The sequence below is a fragment of the Methanobacteriaceae archaeon genome, assembly GCA_029219465.1.
In the GTDB taxonomy this organism is placed as follows: domain Archaea; phylum Methanobacteriota; class Methanobacteria; order Methanobacteriales; family Methanobacteriaceae; genus Methanocatella.
The window spans coordinates 168,530-187,437 of sequence record JAQXTL010000004.1; the positions used below are offsets into that span (position 1 = coordinate 168,530).

17 protein-coding genes and 6 tRNA genes are annotated in these 18,908 nt (G+C 34.5%); 4 read left to right on the top strand and 19 right to left on the bottom strand.

The window, feature by feature from the left end:
• The first annotated feature begins 64 nt into the window (after positions 1 to 64).
• Positions 65 to 1,063 (top strand): tRNA dihydrouridine synthase DusB, encoded by a 999-nt coding sequence (gene dusB, locus PUD86_02505; protein MDD6776155.1) that lies wholly within the window; start codon positions 65 to 67, stop codon positions 1,061 to 1,063.
• Positions 1,064 to 1,114: 51 nt separating this feature from the next.
• Positions 1,115 to 1,624 carry a zinc ribbon domain-containing protein gene (locus tag PUD86_02510; GenBank protein MDD6776156.1) on the top strand — a complete coding sequence of 170 codons (510 nt, stop codon included), beginning with the start codon at positions 1,115 to 1,117 and terminating at the stop codon, positions 1,622 to 1,624.
• On the opposite strand, the gene rimI is transcribed toward PUD86_02510, so the two are convergent.
• Positions 1,598 to 2,050, bottom strand: coding sequence for a ribosomal protein S18-alanine N-acetyltransferase (rimI, locus tag PUD86_02515; GenBank protein ID MDD6776157.1), 453 nt, complete (start codon positions 2,048 to 2,050; stop codon positions 1,598 to 1,600). The genes PUD86_02510 and rimI overlap by 27 nt on opposite strands.
• Before the next feature lie 69 nt (positions 2,051 to 2,119).
• Here rimI and PUD86_02520 point away from each other — a divergent pair, with 69 nt between their 5' ends.
• Both PUD86_02520 and cobK read left to right on the top strand, forming a co-directional pair.
• On the top strand, positions 2,120 to 2,509 hold the full coding sequence (locus tag PUD86_02520) for a UPF0146 family protein (protein MDD6776158.1): 390 nt from the start codon (positions 2,120 to 2,122) through the stop codon (positions 2,507 to 2,509).
• A gap of 174 nt (positions 2,510 to 2,683) precedes the next feature.
• Positions 2,684 to 3,469 (top strand): precorrin-6A reductase, encoded by a 786-nt coding sequence (gene cobK / locus PUD86_02525; protein ID MDD6776159.1) that lies wholly within the window; start codon positions 2,684 to 2,686, stop codon positions 3,467 to 3,469.
• A 9-nt stretch (positions 3,470 to 3,478) separates the two neighbouring features.
• On the opposite strand, the gene PUD86_02530 is transcribed toward cobK, so the two are convergent.
• From PUD86_02530 to PUD86_02615, 18 genes are all read right to left on the bottom strand, one after another.
• A tRNA-Ser gene (locus tag PUD86_02530) sits at positions 3,479 to 3,561 on the bottom strand.
• Positions 3,562 to 3,628: 67 nt separating this feature from the next.
• Positions 3,629 to 3,711, bottom strand: a tRNA-Ser gene (locus PUD86_02535).
• Positions 3,712 to 3,748: 37 nt separating this feature from the next.
• The gene (gene rpsJ / locus PUD86_02540; GenBank protein ID MDD6776160.1) at positions 3,749 to 4,057 is read right to left on the bottom strand and encodes a 30S ribosomal protein S10; all 309 of its coding nucleotides are present in this window, start codon (positions 4,055 to 4,057) and stop codon (positions 3,749 to 3,751) included.
• Between the two features lie 68 nt (positions 4,058 to 4,125).
• Positions 4,126 to 5,367, bottom strand: coding sequence for a translation elongation factor EF-1 subunit alpha (gene tuf, locus PUD86_02545; GenBank protein MDD6776161.1), 1,242 nt, complete (start codon positions 5,365 to 5,367; stop codon positions 4,126 to 4,128).
• Positions 5,368 to 5,512: 145 nt separating this feature from the next.
• Complete coding sequence (locus tag PUD86_02550; protein ID MDD6776162.1) at positions 5,513 to 7,714, bottom strand: elongation factor EF-2; 2,202 nt, start codon at positions 7,712 to 7,714, stop codon at positions 5,513 to 5,515.
• A 29-nt stretch (positions 7,715 to 7,743) separates the two neighbouring features.
• On the bottom strand, positions 7,744 to 8,304 hold the full coding sequence (locus tag PUD86_02555) for a 30S ribosomal protein S7 (GenBank protein ID MDD6776163.1): 561 nt from the start codon (positions 8,302 to 8,304) through the stop codon (positions 7,744 to 7,746).
• A 13-nt stretch (positions 8,305 to 8,317) separates the two neighbouring features.
• Positions 8,318 to 8,743 carry a 30S ribosomal protein S12 gene (locus PUD86_02560; protein ID MDD6776164.1) on the bottom strand — a complete coding sequence of 142 codons (426 nt, stop codon included), beginning with the start codon at positions 8,741 to 8,743 and terminating at the stop codon, positions 8,318 to 8,320.
• Between the two features lie 322 nt (positions 8,744 to 9,065).
• Complete coding sequence (locus tag PUD86_02565) at positions 9,066 to 9,497, bottom strand: NusA-like transcription termination signal-binding factor (protein ID MDD6776165.1); 432 nt, start codon at positions 9,495 to 9,497, stop codon at positions 9,066 to 9,068.
• A 6-nt stretch (positions 9,498 to 9,503) separates the two neighbouring features.
• The gene (locus tag PUD86_02570; GenBank protein MDD6776166.1) at positions 9,504 to 9,803 is read right to left on the bottom strand and encodes a 50S ribosomal protein L30e; all 300 of its coding nucleotides are present in this window, start codon (positions 9,801 to 9,803) and stop codon (positions 9,504 to 9,506) included.
• 8 nt (positions 9,804 to 9,811) lie between these two features.
• Positions 9,812 to 10,990: a DNA-directed RNA polymerase subunit A'' gene (gene rpoA2, locus PUD86_02575; GenBank protein ID MDD6776167.1), complete on the bottom strand. Its 1,179-nt coding sequence runs from the start codon at positions 10,988 to 10,990 to the stop codon at positions 9,812 to 9,814.
• An 8-nt stretch (positions 10,991 to 10,998) separates the two neighbouring features.
• Positions 10,999 to 14,019, bottom strand: coding sequence for a DNA-directed RNA polymerase subunit A' (locus PUD86_02580; protein MDD6776168.1), 3,021 nt, complete (start codon positions 14,017 to 14,019; stop codon positions 10,999 to 11,001).
• Between the two features lie 12 nt (positions 14,020 to 14,031).
• A complete protein-coding gene (gene rpoB / locus PUD86_02585) occupies positions 14,032 to 15,822 on the bottom strand; it encodes a DNA-directed RNA polymerase subunit B (GenBank protein ID MDD6776169.1) in 1,791 nt (596 codons plus the stop codon).
• Between the two features lie 470 nt (positions 15,823 to 16,292).
• Positions 16,293 to 17,849: a DNA-directed RNA polymerase subunit B'' gene (locus PUD86_02590; GenBank protein MDD6776170.1), complete on the bottom strand. Its 1,557-nt coding sequence runs from the start codon at positions 17,847 to 17,849 to the stop codon at positions 16,293 to 16,295.
• Between the two features lie 229 nt (positions 17,850 to 18,078).
• Positions 18,079 to 18,315 carry a DNA-directed RNA polymerase subunit H gene (locus PUD86_02595; GenBank protein ID MDD6776171.1) on the bottom strand — a complete coding sequence of 79 codons (237 nt, stop codon included), beginning with the start codon at positions 18,313 to 18,315 and terminating at the stop codon, positions 18,079 to 18,081.
• Positions 18,316 to 18,359: 44 nt separating this feature from the next.
• Positions 18,360 to 18,433, bottom strand: a tRNA-Lys gene (locus PUD86_02600).
• Positions 18,434 to 18,467: 34 nt separating this feature from the next.
• Positions 18,468 to 18,539 (bottom strand) — tRNA-Asp (locus PUD86_02605).
• A 125-nt stretch (positions 18,540 to 18,664) separates the two neighbouring features.
• Positions 18,665 to 18,738, bottom strand: a tRNA-Tyr gene (locus PUD86_02610).
• Positions 18,739 to 18,742: 4 nt separating this feature from the next.
• Positions 18,743 to 18,817, bottom strand: a tRNA-Pro gene (locus PUD86_02615).
• Positions 18,818 to 18,908: the final 91 nt, after the last annotated feature.

The window sequence follows — 18,908 nt, forward strand, 5'->3', positions numbered from 1 at the left end:
AATAGCCTAATTTTGACTAAATCACCAAAAACAATAATATATAATTAAAAGAAATAAGAATGTAATGAAATGGAAAATTGGTAATGTTAAAATAGCAAATCAGATAGTTCTAGCCCCAATGGCAGGAATATGTGACCATGCATTCAGAAGTATAATTAAAACCATGGGTTGTGGTTTAATTGAAACTGAAATGGTTTCAGACAAAGCAATAATGTACAATAACTTCAAAACCCAAGAAATGCTATTTATGAAAGATGAGGAAAGACCTATTTCACAGCAAATCTTTGGCTGCGGCACAGAATCATTTAAAGTAGCTTCACAATACATTTATGAAAATATGAAACCTGACATTATCGATATCAATATGGGATGTCCTGTTAAAAAAGTAGCTATTAAATCAAAGGCAGGAAGTGCTCTTTTAAAAGATCCAGACAAAGCAAGAAAGATTGTTGAGACTGTTGTAGATACAGTTCCAATACCAGTTACTGCTAAAATTAGAAGTGGATGGGATGAAAGTAGCATTAATGCAGTTGAAATGGCTAAATTAATAGAAGATGCAGGTGCATCAGCAATTACTGTTCATCCACGTACCCGCCATCAAAGATATGATGTTCCAGCAGACTGGTCTTTAATCAAAGAAGTTAAAGATAGTGTTTCAATCCCAGTTATTGGAAATGGAGATGTTCGCTCCTGCTATGATGCTAAAAGAATGCTTGATGAAACTGGCTGTGATGCGGTAATGATTGGAAGAGCAACTCTTGGAAATCCATGGCTTATAAAACAATGTATTGACTATATTGACCATAATATTGAGCCTGAGAGAATTTCAGTTGAAGAAAAAATAAAAATGGCAAAAAGACATGCAGATATTCTTGAAAAGACACTGCCTGAAAAATTAGCAATTTCAAGAATGAGAACCCAGACTGCATATTATATGAAAGGAATGTATAGAACTGTTGATATAAAGCCAAGATTATTCAAAATGAACACAAAAGAAGAAATATTTGATTTATTGGATGAATATTTATCAACCCATAAAGATGATTTTGTAAGAATGTTCTAATTAAAAAACTTTATAAGACATTATAAGTTAATTATTAAAGTAAGTGATAGTATGGTTTTAAGAAGATGCCCACAATGTGGTTCAACAAGTGACGACCAATATGGTTTTTGTATTAAATGTGGTTATGAATTTCCAAAAATAGACCCAACAAAAAAACAATGTCCGTTATGTGGAGTAGAAAATCCTGACGAAGCAGAATTTTGTGTTAAATGTGGAACACCATTAGTATTGAATAATTTTAATGCTCAAGGAAAAATAAATCCAATTATAATTAATAAAAATGCTGGAGCACCTGTTTCAGCACCAGCCCAAGGAAAATGGACTAGATTGATTATCATATTTGGATATGTTTTCTCAATTTTAGGTGGTCTTATAGGATTAATCCTTGCACTTTATTTAGTTACAAGAAAAGACCCAAGCCTAAGAAAACACGGAATTATCCAGCTTGCAATATTCGGATTCTATGTTGTAGTAATTGCTGCACTATACGCAAGTGGAATGATACCGCCTGAATTAATAACTAACTATACTCAACTACTCGCTGGAAACTTTACCCGCTAAAGGTAAATACATAACAATAGCACCATCACCATTTGAATAATACTTAGGAACAACCCTATCCTGTTTAAAATTAAATTTTTTGTAAAATTCAATAGCTCCAGTATTGTTTTCATTAACTTCAAGAAAAATTGTATCTAAATTAAGTAAGGACAATATTGAGATCGCCTTAACCAAAAGCTGGGTTCCAGCTCCCAAACGTCTGTATTTTTCATCAACAGCTATTGAAATAATATGTCCGTTAAACTCATATTTAACCCAAAACATTACATAACCAATTACATACCCTTCATGTTCAGCTACTAGAAATCCTATACCCATTTCATATAACTGCTGAAACATTTTCATCCCGTATGATTGGTCAAAAGATGAATTTTCTATTTCAAAAACTCTTTTTAAATCATTTGGATTAAATTTTCGTATAATCATAATCAATAACTATAAAAAACAATGTATTTAATACTTTGGTTATATTAATATTCTATTGAGGATTAAATTATGTGGCAAGATTTTGGAGATTATATTTTAAGTCAAGCTGGAGATAAACCAGTCAAAATTGCAGAAATAGGTGTTGGAAAGTTTGATCAGATTTCAAACCTTTTATCTGAAAAGGAAAATGTAACAATAATAAAAACAGACATCATTCCTAAAGATGAAAGTGTAATAAAAGACGATGTTACAAACCCAAATTTAGAATTATATGATAGTGTAAGCATTATCTATTCAATCAGACCTCCAAGTGAGCTTCAGCCCCACATAATAAATCTTGCACAAAAAATCAATGCACAGCTAATCATAAAGCCACTTACAAATGAAGATTTGAATACTGGCAGAGTAAAAATGAAATTAAAGAATCATAAAAAAGCTAGTTTTTATATTCTAAAATAATAAAAAACTTACAACTCATGTAGATTAAACAATATAAATCAAATTATTTCAAATAAATATACAATATAAATGATTTTAGAATGAATTAAATATATGAGTTTAATACAAAGTGCAATAATTTTTAATGATAAAACAAAGAATTTTATATTTAGAAAATCCCTGAAAAGTGATAAAATGAAAATCCTGTTACTTGGCGGTACAAAAGACTCCATCAACATCATAGAGTTTATCAAAAAAAACTATGATGCATACATTCTAACAACAACCACAACCGAATACGGAGCAAAACTTGCAAATGAAGGTGGAAGTGATGCTACAATTGCACGCCCAATTCCAAAAGATGAGTTAATTGAAATAATAAAAAATGAAAACATTGATTTACTTATTGATGCAACCCATCCATTTGCAAAACACATAACTCAAACCAGCACAAGTATTGCAAAAGAGTTAAAATTACATTATATGCGCTTTGAAAGACCTACCACCAACTTAGAAAACATTGATACAAGTAACGTGCATTATGTAAATTCATTTGAAGATGCAGGAAAACTAATTGCAAAAGAGTATAGCAAAGGAAATGTATTACATTTTGCAGGAGCAAACACCATGGAAGACATTCTAAAAAATGTTTCTACAGACAGATTCTACCCAAGAATTTTAAAAGTGGAAAAATCTATTGAAAAATGCAAACAGTTAAATGTAAATCCTAATCACATAATTCCAATGAATGGCGCTGCAAGCACCCAAGAAAATATTGATCTAATTGAAAAATATGATGCAAAAGTAATGATTACAAAAGAAAGTGGTGAAATTGGGGGCGTAATTAATAAAATCGAAGCAGCAAATGCAAAAGATATTGCAATAGTAATGATTCAAAGACCACAAATTGAAGGATTAAATAAAAACGATATTGTATCTAATTTAGATGAATTAGATGCAAAATTAAAAAACTTTTTTTAAAATTATTAACGCCGAGACTGGGATTTGAACCCAGGCGGAGAGACTCCACAGGATTTCAAGTCCTGCGCCTTACCAGACTAGACTATCTCGGCATACATGAAAAAGAATATTAAAAAATAATTGTTTAAAAAATATTTATAAAAAATAGATATAAAATAACGCCGAGACTGGGATTTGAACCCAGGCGGAGAGACTCCACAGGATTTCAAGTCCTGCGCCTTACCAGACTAGACTATCTCGGCATATATGAAAAGGAATATTTAGAAAAAATCTAAATATCTATCCTTTAAGTTCAATTTCAATACTTACATTATCAGGAACGTTAATTTTCATAACTTGTCTCATAGCACGTTCGTCAGCCCCAATACCGATTAAACGTTTATGAATTCTAAGTTCCCATTTTTCCCAAGAAGCTTTTCCTTCTCCATCTGGAGATTTTCTTGTAGGTACTACTAATTTTTTAGTAGGTAATGGGATAGGACCAGACAAGTCAACACCAGTTCTTTCAGCAATTTTTTTGAGTTGATCACAAACGTATGCTAATTTTTCTGGGTCTGTTCCTGTAAGCTTAATTCTTGCTTGATTCATTTAGTATCCTCCAATAAAACAAAAAGAAAAGAAAGTAAAAGATTACTTTCTAATTATTGTTTACAAACTTATTTTGCTGGGGTAACGTTGAGACATAATCCAGCTGCAACAGTTTGACCCATATCTCTGATAGCAAATCTACCCATTTGTGGGATTTCTTTTGCGTTTTCGAGACACATTGGTTTGGTAGGTTTAATTTTAACGATAGCTGCGTTACCAGTTTTTAAGAAGTCTGGGTTTTCTTCGTCAACAGCACCGGTAGCAGGGTTTAATTTTTTAGATAATTCTAAGAAAGTACATGCTACTTGGGAAGTGTGACAGTGGAATACAGGAGTGTATCCAACGGTGATTACACCAGGGTGTTGTAAAACAACAACTTGTGCGTCGAATTCTTTAGCAACGGTAGGTGCGTTGTCAACGTGTCCAGCTACGTCTCCTCTTCTGATATCGTTTTTACCAACACCTCTTACGTTGAATCCGATGTTGTCACCAGGTTCAGCGAGATCGAATACTTCGTGGTGCATTTCGATAGATTTAACTTCTCCGGAAGCTCCAGCAGGTTCAAAGATAACGTTTTCACCTTTTCTCATGATACCGGTTTCAACTCTTCCTACAGGTACGGTTCCTACACCAGTGATGGAGTAAACGTCTTGAATAGGTACTCTTAAAGGTAAGTCGGTAGGTTTTTCAGGTGGGGTTAATTTGTCTAAAGCGTCAATTAAGGAGTCACCTTTGTACCAGGAAGTGTTTTCACTAGCTTCTTTAATGTTGTCTCCTTCAAATGCGGATAATGGGATGAAAGGTACTTCATCAGGTTTGAATCCTACGGTTTTGATTAAGTTGGAAACTTCTTCTTTTAATTCGTTGAATTTGTCTTCGGAGTAGTCTACAACATCGATTTTGTTAATTGCAACGATTAATTGGTTAATACCTAAAGTTTTGGATAAGAATACGTGTTCTTTGGTTTGAGGCATTACACCGTCGTCTGCAGCAACTACTAATACACCAGCGTCAGCTTGGGAAGCACCAGTAATCATGTTTTTAACGAAGTCTCTGTGTCCAGGACAGTCTACTACAGTGTAGTCGTATTTTTTGGTGGAGAATTTTTGGTGAGCTAAGTCGATAGTTACTCCTCTTTCTCTTTCTTCTCCTAATTTGTCCATAACAAATCTGAATTTGTTTTCTCCGTCGTCTAATTGTTGTTCAGCGATTGCACCAGCTTTTAATAATAAGTGTCCAACTAAAGTGGATTTTCCGTGGTCAACGTGTCCAATAAATGCTAAGTTAAGATGTTCTTTTTCTTTTGCCATTATAATAACCTCTTTGTAATATTAACAAACAATATCTATAAGCTTAAATGATAGCTTAAATGTACATTTATAATTCAACATATAAATAGATAATGTTTTTTTATGAATTTTAATAAAAAAATATAAAAATTAAAAAATTTTAATTTTATAAATCTCCTAAGTAGTGGCTTGCAGGGAATGGTTCTGCAGATAAGCCTTTTCTTTGTCTGATTTCTCTTACGATTTGATTTTGCATCTCACGTGGGAGTGGTTCAAATCCAGCGATTTCAGTAGACCATAAACATCTACCTTCAGCAGCAGATCTGATATCTCCAGCGAAACCGAACATTTCAGCTACAGGAACTTTGGATTCGATTCTAGCCATATCACCAGTTTCTTGACCCATGTTTACGATTTGACCTCTTCTGTTTTGGATCTCACGAGTACAGGAACCCATGTAATCGTTAGGAGTGTCAATAACTACTTTTTGCATTGGTTCAAGTAAAGCTGGTTCAGCGAGCATCATGGAACCTAAAACTGCGTTTCTGATAGCAGGTAATACTTGAGCAGGTCCTCTGTGAACTGCGTCTTCGTGAAGTTTTGCATCGTGGAGTTTGAATTTTAATCCCATAGCGATTTCGTTACCTAAAGGACCGTTTTCTAAAGCGGATTCAAATCCTTCGATTAAGAGTTCTTTAACTTCGTCTAAGTATTGGATACCACGAGTCATGTTAAGGAAGATACTTCTGTTGTGAACAGCCCATACTCTTCTAGCTTCTTCTTTATCTAAACCGAATTCCATGAAGTCAGCAGCAGATTCTTTACCTTTAACTTTACCTTCTTTTAAGTCACCATTTTGGATAGCATCGAATAATTCTTGTTCGATAGGTTCAACGGTAAGGTAGAATCTGTTGTGTTTGTTAGGGGATTTACCTTCAACTTGTGGAGATAATTGTCTTACAGTTTCTCTGTATACAACAATAGGTTCGGAAGTAGTAATGTCTACACCTTTTTCTCCAATTCTGTAACCGATAACTTCTAAGTGAAGTTCTCCCATACCTGATACTAAGTGTTCACCAGTTTCTTCGTTAATATCGATTTTAACGGTAGGGTCTTCTTTACCTACTTGTCTTAAAACTTCAATTAATTTTGGTAAATCTTTAGTGTTTTTAGCTTCTACAGCAACAGTAACTACAGGTTCGGAAATGTGTTCTAATCCTTCGAATTCAACAATTTTGTGTTCAGGATCACATAAAGTTTCACCAGCAATAGCTCCTTTTGCACCAGCTACATATACAATGTTACCAGCAGGAACTTTGTCAGTGTTAACTCTTTCAGGTCCGAAGTAGACACCTACTTGTTGTACTCTGGATTTTCCGTGAGAACCAACGAGGTATACTTCTGAACCTTTTTCGATAGCTCCTCCGTAAACCCTACCAGTTGCAATTTCACCAGCATGTTTATCTACAGATACGTTGGTAACCATTACAGCTAAAGGTCCGTCAGGGGAAGTGGAAACCATACATTCACCAGCAGGTGATTCGATGTCTCCGTCCCATATGTTAGGTACTCTGTAAACTTGTGCTTCTTTAGGAGAAGGTAAGTGTTCTACTACCATACCCAATAATACATCGGATAAAGGTACTTTTTGTGCTAACTCTTTTTGTTTTTCATCGTTACAGTATTGGATGATGTCGTTGAAGTTAACACCGGTTTCTTGCATAGTTGGTACGTTAATCGCCCAGTTGTGGTATGCTGAACCGAAAGCTACACTACCATCAGTGAAATCTAAAGACCATTCTTCTTTTTTATCTTCAGGAGCCATGTTTTTGATTAACTTGTTAGCTTCCATGTAGATGTTGATGAATCTTTTTTGTAATTCTTCTGGTTCTAATTTTAACTCGTTGATTAATCTGTCAACTTTGTTAATGAATAAAACAGGTTTTACGTTTTCTTTTAAAGCTTGTCTGAATACAGTTTCAGTTTGAGGCATGATACCTTCTACAGCACAAACTACTACTACTGCACCGTCTACAGCCCTCATAGCACGAGTTACGTCCCCACCGAAGTCAACGTGACCTGGAGTATCGATTAAGTTGATTAAGTATTCTTTTTCTTTGTAATCGTGTACCATAGATACGTTAGCTGCATCAATAGTAATTCCACGAGCTTGTTCTTGTTCGTCGAAATCTAAGAATCTTTGGTCACCAGCAAGTTCTTCGGAAATCATTCCTGCACCTGCAAGTAAGTTATCAGATAAAGTGGTTTTACCGTGATCAATGTGAGCACAGATACCAATGTTTCTGATTTGTTCTGGTTCATACATTAATTCTTTGATTTTTGCAATCATTTTGTCTCTTCTACTCAAAATAACCACCTAAAAAACATTAAATATGATTAGTGTGCTGCTTTAGCAACTCTTTCTTTCTCTTCAGCTTTTCTTAAAGCAAAGCTTCTTGAATCTTCTTCAGATGCAAGGATTAATTCATCAGCTAAACATTCTGCAACAGATTTTCTATTTTTGAATGAAGATTGTAAAGTACCTCTGGTTAAGAAACCTAAGGAAAGGTCAACTCTTCTTTGTGGAGAAATATCTACAGCTACTTGGTATCCAATACCACCGTATTTTACACGAGTGATTTCTTCACGAGGTGCGGTATTTTCAACAGCTTTAACTAAAACTTGAACAGGGTTTTGTTTAGTTCTTCTGTTGATGATTTCTAAAGCTTCTTTAACGATTAAGTAAGCTTTATTTTTCTTACCGGAGTTGAGATGGGTTCTCATGATTTTGTTCATTAATCTTTCAACAATAGAAATTTTAGATTTTGCAAATTGTCTTTTTACGTGTCTACCAGAAGTATGTGGAACTAAAGTTTCATCTAAGCAGATATATTTTACTAAACCTAAGTCCTCAACTTTTACTTCATCGAGATCCCATTTATCGAATAATTTACTCATAAAAATAACCACCTTATCTTACAGGTTTTTCAATTTTTCCACTTACCATTTCGGATAAAGCAACGTTGTTTACTTTGGAAACTTTCCAACGAACTCCAGGAATATCTCCCATAGATCTTCCGGATGGTCCACCGATTCCTTCAATCATTACTTCATCGTGTTCATCGATAAATCCAATAGCTCCGTCACCTGGTGCGAAAGCAGTTAATTGTTTACCGTTTTTAATTAATTGAACACGTACACATTTACGAATAGCAGAGTTAGGTTGTTTTGCTTCTATCCCTACTTTCTCGATTACAATACCTCTAGCTTGAGGAGCTCCTTCGAGAGGATCTGCTTTAACATCTAATCTTAAAGCTCTTCTTTTGTAATCTACATCTTTCCACTTAAAATTTTGTCTATTTTTTTTAAGTTTTTTTGCAGCAAAAAGTCCTGGCATATTTTTTTCCTCGAATTTTGTCTTAAAAACATATCTAAGAATCCACCGCTGCGATTTATACTATAAACTATAGTACAATCTAAATTCTAAGATATAAATCAGTAATAATAAAAGTTAGATAAAAAAATTTATCTAAAAAAGATATCATGAAATAATATTAAAAACATTGACAAAAAGCACACATAGTCAAGTTATAACCAGTACAGATATCTTATGGTAATTTATATATTTTAACCTTTATAAAGGTATGTATTTAGTTAATTAATAAATAAAAAAAAGTAATTTATAAAAAAAATAAATTAAAATAAAATAGCTAAAAAAGCTATTTTAAAATAATATTATCAATATCGTGTTGTCTATTAGCTAATAATTTAGCTCTTTCGATATTAATTCCGTTTTTACCGATAGCAATACGTTTGTTGGTATTGTCTGCTGTGACAATAGCTATTTTTTCACCTGACTGTTTTTGACTTATTTTAACAAACTGTAACTTTGCAGGGGATAAAACATTTTTGATAAATTGTGCTGGGTCATCGTTTAATTCAATGATTTCAACACTTTTATCTACTGCTCTTTGAACTTTAGAAACGGAACTTCCACCTTTACCGATAGCGAGTCCCATGTCACCATTTTTCACAATGAAAGTGACTTTTCCATGTTCATCATCGATAATGCAATCTTTAACCATTGCTCCAGTCATACTTTCGAAAAGAGCTATGAATCTTATTTCATTTGCACTAAGTTTAATAGACACGTAAATCTACCTCAAATCGTCTAATATTGTAGAATCTCCTGGATCGTTAACGATTAATGTAGCAACTGTGAAAGGTTTACCACAAACAGACCCTAAATCTACACTAGTTCCATCATATACGATAGATGGGATTTCGGAAAGATTTGCATAATATTCAACATCTTCAATAATTTCTTTAGGAGCGTTAGCAGCAACAACAACGAGTTGGCCTTTTCCTAATTTTAAAGATTGAATTGATTTTTCAGAACCTAAAGTTACATCACCAGTATCGACAGCTACTCTGATTCCTCTATCTACGTCCATCATCTAGCCTCCTATTCTTTTTTATAATCCATTTTGACACCGATAGAACCGGTACCAAGAGGTATTGGTTGTCCAATAATAATATTTTCGATGATACCTGTTAACTCATCTACTTCACCACGAATACTTGCGTGAAGTAAATGTTTACCAGTTTCTTCAAAAGCTGCACGAGCTAAAACACTTGATTTTTCACCACTAATACCATGTCTTCCAATAGATTTTACAACACCTTCGGAAGTCATAATATCTGCAACTAACATAATGTGTCTTACATCCACACTAAGACCTTGTTCGGAAAGGGTCTTTTGAGCTTCGTTAATAATTGATCTACGAGCTGCTTCAATACCCAAAACTTGGCCAATTTCGTGAATATTATTGGTAGTAGTTCTTACTTGGTCAATACCATCCATAGAAAGAACTTCTTTAAGATTTGATCCTTCAGTGTGGATAATCCACTCATCATCACGACGGATGATAACTCTTCCAATATTTTTAATACCACTAATTTGTAAATCACGGAATTTGTCTGCTAAGAGACGAAGTTCTCTGATAATAAAATCAGAATCTTCTGCATTGCTAGATAAGACAATGTGGTCACCATTAATGACCGCTTTTTTAAAGGTTTTTAAGATTTTCTTATCAATCTCTTCCCTATCAAGTCTTTTTTCAGCAATCTTTTTATTATCTAAAACTGCTTCTACTTCCATGGTTCCGTAGTTTAAATTGAAATCTGAAAGGATATCGTTAATAGTACTTTTACCAATCTTGTTAGCTAAAGTTCTAACAAACTCTTCATCATCACGTTTGTCTTCAGTGAAATAAATATCCATAGTTGGAGTTTTAATTTTTTCTCTAGCGTCCACAATTTCAATAAGTCTCGGAAGACCTAATGTTACGTTTAACTCAGTTACCCCTGCATAGTGAAAAGTACGCATAGTCATCTGAGTACCCGGTTCACCTACAGATTGTGCAGCTACTGTTCCAACAGCCTCTCCAGCTTCAACATAAGCTCGGTCATAGGCCTGTTTAAGTTTAATGATGAGTTTGCGTAATTCATCATCAGTTAATTCTCTACTGACATAATGTTTAGCTAAATCTTCGATATAACTATCTGCAAAATCAATACCAAGACCTTCACTTTCATTAATCTCAGCAATCATTTCTCTAATTTTAGTTATAATTTCATCCATAGTTACACCTACTTACCTTCCATTCTAATTTCATCTATAAGAGTATCTAAGTTTGCTGGTTTACCAAAGTCAGATTTCGCTGGATCTACACCGTCTTCACCAAACATAGTTTGGATAACGTTACCTTGGTTGTCAGTAACAAGACCAGTAGATTTAACTTGTAAATCTTGTAAAGCGTTAACAAGTCTTCTTTGCATGTAACCGGATTGAGCGGTACGAATCGCTGTATCTACAAGACCTTCTCTACCCCCCATAGCGTGGAAGAAGAATTCAATTGGGTCAAGTCCAGATTTGTAACTTGAGTGAACAAATCCTTTCGCTTTTGCCCCTAACTCTCCTTTCTTGAAGTGAGGTAAGGTTCTGTTAATGTATCCTCTTTCGATACGTCCACCCCTAACTGCTTGTTGTCCTACACAAGCAGTAATCTGAGTAAGGTTCAACATAGATGCCCTAGCACCAGTACGTGCCATTACTACAGAGTGGTTTTCTACAGCCATTACATGATCGTAAGGGTCATCAGGATATTGTTTACCCATATTGAGGTAATGTTCTGCAATTTGACCAGACATATCCCTAGCTTCCCCGAGAACTTGCATGATTTTCATCTCTAAAGTTTCTTTGAGACTTCTACCAGGTAAAGCTTCAAGATAACCTTCTTCGTAAGCTTCAACAAGCTTATCTACTTCAGCCATCTTGTTTTGTAAGTGCTCATTAATACGATCTTGAGCTTCTTCAGGAATTTCTTCATCGTTTAAGGAAGTGGTAATTCCTGTTTTCATAATTCCACAGATAGCAAGGTCAGTAGACCTGTCTAAGAATTCTTTAGCTCTTCCAGGACCGTATTCTTTAACAATTTTATCCAAAATTTGACCTGAGAAAGAACCGTATGCACTTTCGTCAATAGCACCTTGTACAAGAATACCGTTTTTAATTACAACTTCAGCATCTTCAGGTGGGTAAACTACAGGACATTTGGAAATTTCAGCACTGTAAGCTAAGTTTAAGTCATTAGGTAATAATAAAGAGAATAACTCTTTACCAGTCCATTTTTCACCTTTGTCTTTGTAGATGAATGACTCTTCACTTTCATCAGGATCATATTTTAAAATCCACTGATTAGATTTGAATTTAGGGATTTTAAGGTGTGATTTTCTGATAATTTGTAAAGCTTGTTCTTCACTAAATTCAACACCATCACGTGTTAAGAGATAAGCACCACTAATGTGGTCGTGAATAGCACCGATAATAGGTCCACCAAACCTTGGAGATAAAATGTGTTCTTGTACACGCATTAATGATTTAGCCTCAGCACGAGACTCATCAGTTTGGAAAACGTGCATGTTCATTTCGTCCCCATCGAAATCTGCGTTGTATGGAGGACAGACACATAAGTTTAACCTGAAAGTTTTATATGGTAAAACTCTTACTTCGTGTGCCATCATACTCATTCTGTGAAGGGAAGGCTGACGATTGAATAAAACCATATCTCCATCTTTCAAATGTCTTTCAATAATAACACCTGGTTCTAAAGTTTCAAGGATGTATTCTTTAGTATCATCAGTAACTCTTCTTTTCCTACCGTTACTGATTACATAGTTTGCACCAGGGTGTATTTCAGGACCATTTTCGATGTATTGTTTCATTTCATCCATGTTCCATTCGTTAACGTAAGCAGGTACAGTAACTTCTTTTGCAATCATTTCTGGAACACCAACTTCGTTAATACTGATGTTAGGGTCCGGAGAGATTACGGTACGAGCAGAGAAGTTAACCCTTTTACCGGAAAGGTTGGATCTGAACCTTCCTTCTTTTCCTTTTAACCTTTGAGTTAAGGTTTTAAGTGGTCTACCTGATCTGTGTCTTGCAGGTGGAACACCACTAGCTTCGTTATCAAAGTAAGTGGTTACGTGATATTGTAATAACTCCCATAAATCTTCAACGATTAATTGTGGAGCACCTGCTTCCATGTTTTCAAGTAAACGTTGGTTAATACGTAAGATATCAACGAGTTTGTGAGTTAAATCGTCTTCTGAACGTTCACCAGTATCTAAGATAATAGATGGTCTTACAGTTACTGGAGGAACTGGAAGAACAGTTAAAACTAACCATTCAGGTCTAGCTACTTCAGGGTTTACACCCAATACGAAAGAGTCTTCATCAGAAATTCTTTCGAGTCTTTCACGAACTTCAGATGCAGTTAACTTGTAATCTTCATTTAAATTGTTTTCTTTGATAGCGTTTTTAAAGATGTTGTTTAAACGAGTGTTGTTTAATTCGTAAGAGCCATCAACATCATCATCTAAGTCAAATACTCTTTTTGCAAGTTTGCATAAGTAATCAACATCAACTAATTTTTCGCATAAACGTTCTAAGAGATTACTGTTAATTAAAAGCTTGTTTTGGAAGTATACCTCTTTTCCTTCAACAATGCTTTCTGCGATAGGTCCAATTTCTTCAATTGAAATGGAATCTGAACCGTAAACTTCATTGAATACTTTTTTGAACTCGAAAAGTGGGTCAATACGTTGAACGATTGAAACTGGTTTATCTAAAACAATTTTGTCTTGGATAGTACCACAGTGAGGACATTCTTCCCCATCTTTTTTAGCAACTTCGTAAATCTTTTTGAGAATGTCACTAATGCTCTCATTTTGAGCTTTGAGTTCCATAATTTTAGTAGTGTACTCTTCGATTTCTTCATCAGTTAAAAGAGCACGACCACATTCGTTACAAGTTGAACGTAAAATTTTATGAATAACTTCCCCAAAACCAACATGAATAACTGGTCTAGCTAATTCAATACTACCGAAGTGTCCTTGACAAACTCCACCTTTAGAACCACAGGTTCTACAAACTAAACTAGGATCAATAATACCTAAATGAGGGTCCATTAACCCTTTGTCAATAGGAAAACCATCATCACCGTAAGTATCAGGATATTCAACAGTAACAACAGACATTTTACGAATATCCTCAGGAGACATTAAACCAAAGTTAATTTTTTCAATTTTTTTAATAAATGCTTTCATGTTTTTTGCTCCTTATGCTTTGTCTCCTAAAACTAATTTAGGGAAAATACATAAACTCTTAAGTTCGTCTAATAATAATTTGAATGCATATGAAATTTCAACAGGATATGTTTCTACATCTCCACAGATAGGACAATACTTTTTGTGTTTACTAGTATCTTCTACTGCTAACATACCACAGTTTTCACATACAACAGCTTCATACTTGTCAGATTCATCAAGTAATCTTTCTTTTAATGTTAATGCTGCACCGTGAGCAATAAGACAGTCTCTTTCCATTTCTCCAAATCTTAAACCACCTTCACGTGCTCTACCTTCGGTAGGTTGACGTGTGAGAACTTGTACTGGTCCTCTGGAACGAGCGTAAACTTTATCAGTAGTCATGTGGTGTAATTTTTGGTAGTATGCAACACCAACGAAAATTTCAGCATCGATTCTTTCACCAGTTACTCCGCTGTATAAGGATTCACATCCTGCAGATTCAAATCCGTTATCAAGGAGTAATTGTTGAATTTCTGCTTCGAGAGTTTGGTTGAATGGAGTAGCATCGACTCTTTCACCTTCGAGACATCCTGCTTTACCTGCAACCATCTCAAGTACCTGTCCGATAGACATCCTGGATGGAATCGCGTGAGGGTTAACAATTAAATCTGGCACTACACCAAATTCAGTGAATGGTATGTCTTCAGGAGATAAGATTAAACCAATAACCCCTTTCTGACCGTGCCTGGACGCAAATTTGTCCCCAAATTCAGGTTGTCTTGTATCTCTTACTCTGATTTTAGCTAATTTGGAACCTTCAACAGTTTCAGATAAAAGAACTGCATCAACGATACCTTTTTCACCGTGTCTTACAGTAACAGAAGTTTCTCTTCTTCTATCTGCAACACTTCCGAAGTTTTCTTCTAAGAATCTTGGAGGTGAAGTTTTACCTATTAATACATCACCGGAAGTTACATATGATTCAGGGTTTACAACACCGTCACTGTCTAAGTTTCTGTAAGCTTCTTCAGATCTGTAACCTTTGACGTTCTTATCAGGAACTTCAAATTTGTCAACTTGACCACCAGCATATTTCTTTTCAGAAGTATCGTATGCTCTGAAGAATGAAGATCTTGCAAGACCTCTTTCTAAAGCACCTTTGTTAATAACCATTGCGTCTTCCATGTTATATCCTTCGTAAGACATCAATGCAACAACAAAGTTTTGACCGGAGGGTCTTAAGTCGTAATTGGTTGAATCAATAATACGTGTTTTAACAATAGGAGTTTGAGGGTGGTGTAACAAGTGTGCTCTGGTATCAGTACGTAATGCGTAGTTAGATACATATAAACCTAAAGCCTGTTTTGTCATACCTGCTTCCATTGTGTTCCTTGGAGAGGAGTTGTGATCGGAGAATGGAATAATTCCTGCACAAATACCTAACATGGTAGCTGGGTCAATTTCTAAATGAGTGTGTTCTTCACTTAAATCAGCTAAACTCATTGCAATATATGCATTTTCTTCTTCTTCAGCATCTAAGTATTCAATAAGACCATCATTAATTAAATTATCCCAGGTTAATTTACCGTTAGCAACCTTATTCATGTGATCATCAGTTAAAAGAGGAACTCCGTTTTTAACGATGATTAAAGGTCTTCTTGCTCTTCCAGGATCGTTGAATATGTAAATCTCATCATTTTCTTCATAGTAAGTAATGTTCATTTCATGAGAAATTACACCATTTCTTCTTTTTTCTCTCATTTCTTGAGTGAAGCTAATAGGGTCTTCACAAAAACCTAAGAGTTTTCCGTTAATATAGATTTTAGTTTGAGGATGTTGGTTGTTAAATACAGGAGGTTGTTCATTAGTTTTAGTTTCAACAACATCTTCAACGATTTCTTCCACAGTTTCAGTCTCTTCAATAGTTTCAACAGTTTCTTCTTCAACAAACTCGATTTCTTCAACTTCTTCAACTGCTTCTTCAACAGTTTCAGTTAAATCTACTTGAGGGAAATCTTTTTTGTATGATTCCCATTTAGCTCTACGTTTGTCTTTTTTAAATGGAACATTTAAACTATCATCTGCTTTTAATTCCTCATCATCGAAATAAGATTCGATAAATTCTGCATGAGTATTAATTTTTTCTAATGCTTCTTCATCACCAGCAAGTTCTTCTTTTAATTGGTTGATTACTGCATCAACTTCACTAAAAGGAGCTAATCTTTCAAAACCAAAGTAGAAGAATGCTTTTTTCTCATCAGTTTCAGGTTTTTTATAATCAGACAAACATTTCACCTCCTTATTTCAATTCCGTCCATTTGTTCAATGACATCGATAATTTCTTGATCGTCAGAACCTTCTGAAATATTACATAATAATGCTAAGTTCTTTACCAAACCACAGTTAGGTCCCTCTGGAGTTTCGTTTGGACATATTTTACCAAATTGAGTTGGGTGCAAATCTCTTGCTTCGAAGTGAGGTTGACTTCTGGTTAAAGGAGATACAACACGTCTTAAATGAGAAAGGGTTCCCATGTAACTTGTTCTATCTAATAACTGACTAACCCCAGCTCTTCCACCTACCCAATTACCGGTAGCAATAGCATGTTTAATATTTTCAGTTAAAACATCACTACGAACAGCTTGTTTAATAGAAAGTTCTTTACCACGTGAAAGACTTCTTTCAAGTTGATAACTCATATCTCTGGTTAAGTTAGTAAAAGCAACTCTGAATAAATCTTCCATTAAGTCACCAGATACTCTAAGTCTTTTGTTAGTGTAGTGGTCCTTATCGTGTGGATCTCTTTTTTCTTCGATAACTTCTAATAACATTTCAGTCATTTCAGCAAGATAAATCGCTTTATCGTGACATTTATCTTCCTCAATACCCATGTGAGGTAATAAATAACGATTGATTACGTCTTTAGCACGTTTATAACGGTAATCTTTAGGCATGTTTTTAGCTACTCTGTTACCGATGTATTTGATAGCAGCATCTTGTAAGTGTTGTCTTACTTCATCTTTATCCCCATTTCTAATGATGGATTGGTCAATGAAGTTATTCAATTCTTCAGAAGAAACTTGAATATCATCCGCAATCATCATTTGGAAGTTATTATCATCGGAAATAGCAGTAATTATTTCTTGATCAGTGGATAAACCAAGTGCTCTTAACAAAATAACTAATGGAATTTCTCCAGGAAGGTATGGGAATGAAATTCTTAAAAACGCTTTGTTTTTACGTGGTTTTTTGTATTCTAAAGTAATTCTAGCTTTGAAACCACTTTTAATAGAAGTTACAACAGCTTTTGCATGTCTGTCTTCAACTTCACCAATACGTTCAAGAATAATTTTATTCGGTGCAATTTCTTCCATAGTAACAACAGCTCTTTCAGAACCGTTTACAATGAAATATCCTCCTAAATCTTGAGGGTCTTCGTGTTTTTTAATTAATTCTTCATCACTAAGACCATTAAGATGACAAATATCAGATTTAAGCATAACTGGTAATTCACCAATGTATACTTCTTCTAACGGATTATCTTCTCCTTCTTCATTTAATGCCATTTCAAGATACATATCTGCAGAATAATTTAAATTCCTAAGTCTTGCTTCAGTAGGGTCAATAATGCTTCTAGAACCATCAGCTTCTTTGTTAGATGGTTTTTCAATGCGTATTTTCCCAGTCTTTAAAGTGTATTTACCATCATCTAAGGAAATAGGGTCAGTAATATCAATAATATTTTGAATCCTATTATTTACAAAATCATTGTAGGATTTTATATGATGGTCGACTAAATCATATTTATCGAAAAATGCATCAACTAATTTCCAATTATTCACTGTCATGAACATCCTCCAATTATATAAACGCAATAAAAATAATAAACTAAATAAAAATAAATAAAAAGGAAAACCTAATAACTAAATCATTTAATCATTATTCTTAATTTACTCCTAACTATCTCTTTTAAGATAATTCCTCTCAAACTAAGTTCAAATTTATTATAAATGAATTTCTAAAAAACAAAAAAAATACAGAAATTAAATATATAAACTTCACTAATTCTAATCTATATTATTGTTCAACAATCCTATAAGTGACAAAAACACCCGCAGTTTGACTTTCACGAGTTATTCTTAAAACATCACCAGGTCTTGCACCAATTGAATCTGCAACAGGATCATCAACTTTAATTTTAGGAAGATTCTTAAAATTATAATCAACATCACCAAATTCAGTTAAAATCTCATCTTCAGTCATGATTTCATGCTTTGGTACAAGCATATGTTTTTGAATATCAAATTCACTCAAAATAATTTCCTCCAGATAGAAAAGTTAAAATATAAAATTAGAAACAGGCCTGACGGGAATTGAACCCGCGGCCGCTTGGTTAAAAGCCAAGCGCTCTGCCAGACTGAGCTACAGGCCTATGAGATAAGTTAACACCATTTAAGTTTCAGGAGCGCCCTGGCCGGGATTTGAACCCGAGTCGCGGGCTCGACAGGCCCACATGATAGCCCCTACACCACCAGGGCATAGAATCTCAAACAGTATAACAGTACACTATTCAATTATTATGTTTCTCATCATATATAAAGGTTTCGGAAAAACATATTTTTTTCCAAAATTTTAATATGATTTCAAATTAATAACTGAAAAATCCCGCCTGCCGGACTTGAACCAGCAACATTTGGATCTACAGTCCAACGCTCTGCCAAATTGAGCTAAGGCGGGTAAATGGGTCCGCCCGGATTTGAACCGGAGTCTCAGGCTCCCAAAGCCCAAAGGATCGACCAAGCTACCCTACGGACCCACACACATAATAATGTATGCAGATAACATACTAATTATAAGTATATACGAAGTAGTATATAAAGGTTTTGGTTTTTCACCATATAGATGAA